General features: G+C 70.3%; 4 protein-coding genes. All 4 read left to right on the forward strand.

Annotation, left to right across the window (positions count from 1 at the left end):
- A partial coding sequence (locus GWK61_RS52270) for a hypothetical protein (protein ID WP_194921703.1) occupies positions 1-511 on the forward strand: 511 nt, incomplete at its 5' end.
- Positions 508-3,084 carry an aminopeptidase N gene (gene pepN, locus GWK61_RS52275; protein ID WP_194921704.1) on the forward strand — a complete coding sequence of 859 codons (2,577 nt, stop codon included), beginning with the start codon at positions 508-510 and terminating at the stop codon, positions 3,082-3,084. The genes GWK61_RS52270 and pepN, both read left to right, overlap by 4 nt.
- Before the next feature lie 216 nt (positions 3,085-3,300).
- Entirely contained in the window at positions 3,301-4,479 is a 1,179-nt protein-coding gene (gene sucC, locus GWK61_RS52280) for an ADP-forming succinate--CoA ligase subunit beta (RefSeq protein ID WP_194921705.1), read from the forward strand.
- An 18-nt stretch (positions 4,480-4,497) separates the two neighbouring features.
- Positions 4,498-5,385 (forward strand): succinate--CoA ligase subunit alpha, encoded by an 888-nt coding sequence (gene sucD, locus GWK61_RS52285; RefSeq protein ID WP_194921706.1) that lies wholly within the window; start codon positions 4,498-4,500, stop codon positions 5,383-5,385.
- The last annotated feature ends 245 nt before the right edge of the window (positions 5,386-5,630 follow it).

Here is a 5,630-nt window from a genome sequence, read left to right on the forward strand (position 1 = left end):
CTTCGGCCTGCTGCCCGCTGGCACCGCCGCCGACATCGCCTTCGCCGCGACCGCTCTCGGGCTCGGATTCCTGCTCGGCGCGCGGCGCAGCGCCGTCGCCATGGCCGTCTACAACGCGACCGCGGTGCTCAGCCCGCACGTCCTGCCCGGCGGGCTGGCCAGTGAGCTCAAAGAACCCGCCGCCGGCGTCACCCTCGACGTCCTCGTGCTGGTCCTGGCGGCCAGCGGCATCGCTCGGGTGGGTGGTCTGGCGCGGCCGCCGTTGGGCTTCGTCGTGGGTATGGCCGCGTACATCGCGGGGCAGGCGGTGATCGTCTCGATGGCTGCGCATCAGGGCGGCGGCGGGTTCGTCACCGTGTGGCGGGCGAACACCGACGGATTGTTGATCTACCGGGACGCCGCGATCGCCGCGGGGTGCGGCGCCGCCGTCGGCTTCCTGGCGCTCTTAGGATCGTCGAAGGCGGTCGTCGACGCGGACGGCCCTTACCGCGCGACAGGAGTAAACCGATGACTGGCGGCAATCTGACCCGCGACGAGGCGGCGGAGCGTGCCCGGCTTTTGACGGCCGGGCACTACGCGGTCGAGCTCGATCTGACGCGCGGCGACACCACGTTCGGGTCGAGGAGCACCATCACCTTCGGCTGTTCCGAGCCCGGCGCCGCCTCCTTCGTCGATCTGCTGGCGCCGGCGGTGCGCAGCGTGACGCTCAACGGCGAGGCGCTGGACCCGGCCGAGGTCTTCGACGGCGCGCGCGTGCACCTGCGCGGGCTGCGGGCCGAGAACGTCGTCGTCATCGACGCCGACGCCGCCTACAGCCACACCGGCGAGGGCCTGCACCGCTTCGTGGACCCGGTGGACGGCGAGGTGTACCTCTACACCCAGTTCGAGCCCGCCGACTCGCGGCGGCTGTTCGCCAACTTCGAGCAGCCGGACCTCAAGGCCCGTTTCCAGTTCACCGTCACCGCCCCGCAGGGGTGGCGCGTCTGGTCCAACGAGACGCTGGAGGAGCTGACGCAGGGTGCGGACGGCGCCAACGTCTGGCGCTTCAACGCCACCGAGCCGATCTCCACCTACATCACCGCGATCGTGGCCGGCGACTACCACGTGGTCGAGGACGAGCACACCGTCGCGCTCAAGGACGGCTCGGAGCTGCTGATCCCGGTCAGCGCCATGGTCCGCAAGTCGTTGGCGCCCTACTTCGACGCCGCGGCGATCCTCGACGTCACCAAGGCCGGCCTGGACTTCTACCACGAGATCTTCGACTACCCCTACCCCTTCGGGAAGTACGACTCCGCCTTCGTGCCCGAGTACAACCTCGGCGCCATGGAGAACCCGGGCCTGGTCACCTTCAACGAGCGCATGGTCTTCCGCTCCAAGACCACCGACGCCTCCTACCAGGGCCGCGCCAACACGATCATGCACGAGATGGCGCACATGTGGTTCGGCGACCTGGTCACCATGAAGTGGTGGGACGACCTGTGGCTCAAGGAGTCCTTCGCCGACTTCATGGGCGCCTACGCCCTGACCCGCGCCACCCGCTGGGAGCACGCGTGGGTCTCCTTCGCCAACGGCCGCAAGGCCTGGGCCTACCGCCAGGACCAGCTGCCGACCACGCACCCGATCGTGGCCGACATCCGCGACCTGGAGGACGCCCGCCTCAACTTCGACGGCATCACCTACGCCAAGGGCGCCTCGGTCCTCAAGCAGCTGGCCGCCTACGTCGGCGAGGAGGCGTTCCTGGAGGGCGCCCGCCGCTACTTCAAGCGCCACGCCTTCGGCAACACCACCCTGGACGACCTGCTGGCCGCGCTGGAGGAGACCTCCGGCCGCGACCTGAAGACCTGGTCGAAGGCCTGGCTGGAGACCGCCGGCGTCAACACCCTGACCGCCGAGCTGGAAACCGACGCGAACGGCGTGGTCACCGCCGCGGCCATCGCGCAGAGCGCGGTGCCGGAGTTTCCGACCCTGCGTCCGCACCGGATCGCCGTGGGCTGCTACTCCCCGAACCCGGCCACCGGCGCCGTGGAGCTGGTGGAGCGGTTCGAGCTGGACATCGACGGCGCGCGCACCGAGCTGCCGCAGCTGCTCGGCAAGCCGCGGCCGGGCCTGGTGCTGCTCAACGACCTGGACCTGACCTACGCCAAGATCCGCTTCACCCCGGCGGAGCTCGACGCCTTCGAGCGCGGCGGCATCGCGGCCCTGCCGGACTCCATGGCCCGCGCGCTGGCCTGGTCCGGCGTCTGGCACATGACGCGGGACGCGGTGATGTCCGGGCGCCGCTTCATCGCGATCGTGCTGCGCAACATCGAGGCCGAGACCGACATCAGCGTCGTGCAGAACCTGCTGCGCCAGGTGCGCGTGGTGCGCGGGGAGTACCTCGACCCGGCCCACCGCCCGGCCGCCGACGTCGCGATCTCCACCCGGCTGTGGGAGCTGCTGGCGGCGGCGCCGGCCGGCGGCGACCACCAGGTGGCCTTCGTCTACGGCGCGGTGCGCGCGGCGAGTCAGGACTCGGACTTCGACAAGCTCAAGGCCCTGCTGTCCGGAGCGCTGTCGTTCGGCGGGCTGGCCGTCGACCAGGACCTGCGCTGGGCGATCATCGAGACGCTGGCCGCCGAGGGCCTGGACGACGACGGGCTGCTGGCCGAGCGCGAGGCCGCGGCCGACGACACCGCCGACGGCCGCCGGCACCGGGCCGCCGCCCGCGCCGCGCGTCCGCTGGCCGAGGCCAAGGCGGAGGCCTGGCGGCTGGTCGTGGAGACACCCGATCAGCCCAACGACCTGATCGGCGCCGTGCTGTCCGAGTTCTACCAGGTCGACGGGGACAAGCTGGCCGAGCCTTACGTCGAGCCGTATTTCGCGCAGCTGGCGACGATCTGGGCCGAGCGCAGCATCCAGAACGCCGAGCGGATCGTCAGCGGCGGCTTCCCGTGGCCGCTGACCTCGCCGGAACTGCTCGCGCGCACCGACGCGTGGCTGGCCTCCGACGCGGCCAAGGCGCCGGCGCTGCGGCGGCTGGTGCTGGAGGCCCGGGACGACGCGGCCCGCGCGTTGCGCGCGCGGGAATGCGACCGGAACGCATAGCAAAACCTTCGGATCCGGCTCAACTCCACTGGTCCCGTCTCGGATGTCGGGGCCAGTGGCGGGTCCCCCGTGTGCCCGAATTCACACCCCCGGTGTCCGGCTCCCGGTTCGTGATCTGGCAGCGCACCGGACTACCCTGCGATGAGGTGGACGGCATCCGCGTTTTCCGTAGCGGTAGCCGTACCGGAATCTTCCTTTGATGAGGGACGGACGCGCGTGGATCTTTTCGAGTACCAGGCGAGGGACATCTTCGCTAAGCACGGTGTGCCGGTGCTGGGCGGCGAAGTGGCCGAGACCCCGGAGCAGGCGGAAGCCGCTGCCGAGAAGCTGGGCGGCCGGGTGGTCGTCAAGGCCCAGGTGAAGGTCGGAGGCCGCGGCAAGGCCGGCGGTGTGAAGCTGGCCGAGGGCCCGGCGGACGCCAAGGAGAAGGCCGCCGCGATCCTGGGCATGGACATCAAGGGCCACACGGTCCACAAGGTGATGCTGGCCCAGACCGCCGAGATCGAGGCGGAGTACTACGTCTCGTTCCTGCTGGACCGCTCCAACCGCACCTTCCTGGCGATGGCCAGCGTCGAGGGCGGTATGGAGATCGAGGAGATCGCGGTCACCAAGCCCGAGGCGCTGGCGAAGGTCCCGGTCGACGCCGCGGCCTACCACGAGGGGCTCTCGCAGGAGAAGGCCGACGAGATCGTCAAGGCCGCGAACTTCCCGCACCACGTGGCCGACCAGGTCGCCGCCGCGCTGGTGCAGCTGTGGCAGGTCTTCGTCAAGGAGGACGCCACCCTGGTCGAGGTCAACCCGCTGGTGAAGACCTCCTCGGGGCAGATCGTCGCGCTGGACGGCAAGGTCTCGCTGGACGAGAACGCCGCCTTCCGCCACGAGGACCACGAGGCGCTGGAGGACAAGGCCTCGGCGGACCCGCTGGAGGCCAAGGCCAAGGCCAAGCACCTGAACTACGTCAAGCTCGACGGCGAGGTCGGCATCATCGGCAACGGCGCGGGCCTGGTCATGTCCACCCTGGACGTGGTCGCCTACGCCGGCGAGAAGCACGGCAACGTCAAGCCGGCGAACTTCCTGGACATCGGCGGCGGTGCCTCGGCAGAGGTCATGGCCAACGGCCTGGACATCATCCTGAACGACCCGGCCGTGAAGTCGGTGTTCGTCAACGTCTTCGGCGGCATCACCGCCTGCGACGCGGTCGCCAACGGCATCGTGCAGGCCTTCGAGCTGCTGGGCGCCGCGGCCGGCAGCAAGCCGCTGGTCGTCCGCCTGGACGGCAACAACGCCGAGCTGGGCCGCCAGATCCTGGTGGACGCCAAGCTGCCGGGCGTGGAGCAGGTCGACACCATGGACGGCGCCGCGGACCGCGCGGCCGAGCTGGCGAACGCGCGCTAAGGGGACTGGGCAAAAGAAATGGCTATCTTCCTCACTGAGAACAGCAAGGTCATCGTCCAGGGCATGACCGGCTCCGAGGGCATGAAGCACACCAAGCGCATGCTGGCCTCGGGCACCAAGATCGTCGGCGGCGTGAACCCGCGCAAGGCCGGCACCACAGTGGACGTCGACGGCGTCGAGGTCCCGGTCTTCGGCACCGTGGCCGAGGCGATGGACAAGACCGGCGCGGACGTGTCCGTGGTCTTCGTCCCGCCGGCCTTCACCAAGGCCGCGGCCCTGGAGGCGGTCGACGCCGAGATCCCGCTGTGCGTGATCATCACCGAAGGCGTGCCGGTCCACGACACCGCCGAGGTGTGGGCGTACAACCTCGCCAAGGGCGCCAAGACCCGCATCATCGGCCCGAACTGCCCGGGCCTGATCACCCCCGGCGCCTCCAACGCGGGCATCATCCCGGCCACCATCACCAAGGCCGGCAAGATCGGCCTGGTGTCCAAGTCCGGCACCCTGACCTACCAGATGATGTACGAGCTGCGCGACTTCGGCTTCTCCACCGCCGTCGGCATCGGCGGCGACCCGGTCATCGGCACCACGCACATCGACTGCCTCCAGGCCTTCCAGGACGACCCGGACACCGCGGCGATCGTCATGATCGGCGAAATCGGCGGCGACGCCGAAGAGCGCGCGGCGGCCTACATCAAGGAGCACATCACCAAGCCGGTGGTGGGCTACGTCGCCGGCTTCACCGCCCCCGAGGGCAAGACCATGGGCCACGCCGGCGCCATCGTCTCCGGCTCGGCCGGCACCGCCGCCGCCAAGCAGGAGGCGCTCGAAGCCGTCGGCGTGAAGGTCGGCAAGACGCCGTCGGCCACCGCGCAGCTCATGCGCGAGATCATGCAGGGCCTGTAAGGGCTCTGGTTTTCGGGCCACGGGCCCCGACTGCGCTCCGGGCGCGGCCGGGGCCCGCGGCTTTTTCAGCGGCGGTGACGGGCGAGCCCGGCTGGTGGTGTCCTCCGCCGGGTCCTCCGGACCATGCGGGGGTTTGGTTCTGGGTCCCTCGCCGCGTCAGCGGGCGCAGCCAACCTGCCCGGTTTGGCGGTGTCAAGCCGGACGGAGCCGGACCACAGCAAGTGTGATGCGGCTTGATTCCGCCA

The organism is Catenulispora rubra, from assembly GCF_015356825.1.
GTDB lineage: Bacteria > Actinomycetota > Actinomycetes > Streptomycetales > Catenulisporaceae > Catenulispora > Catenulispora rubra.

Coding starts and splice junctions, on each gene's coding strand:
- sucD (WP_194921706.1), top strand. CDS start 4,498: ATGGCTATCTTCCTCACTGAGAACAGCAAGGTCATCGTCCAGGGCATG.
- pepN (WP_194921704.1), top strand. CDS start 508: ATGACTGGCGGCAATCTGACCCGCGACGAGGCGGCGGAGCGTGCCCGG.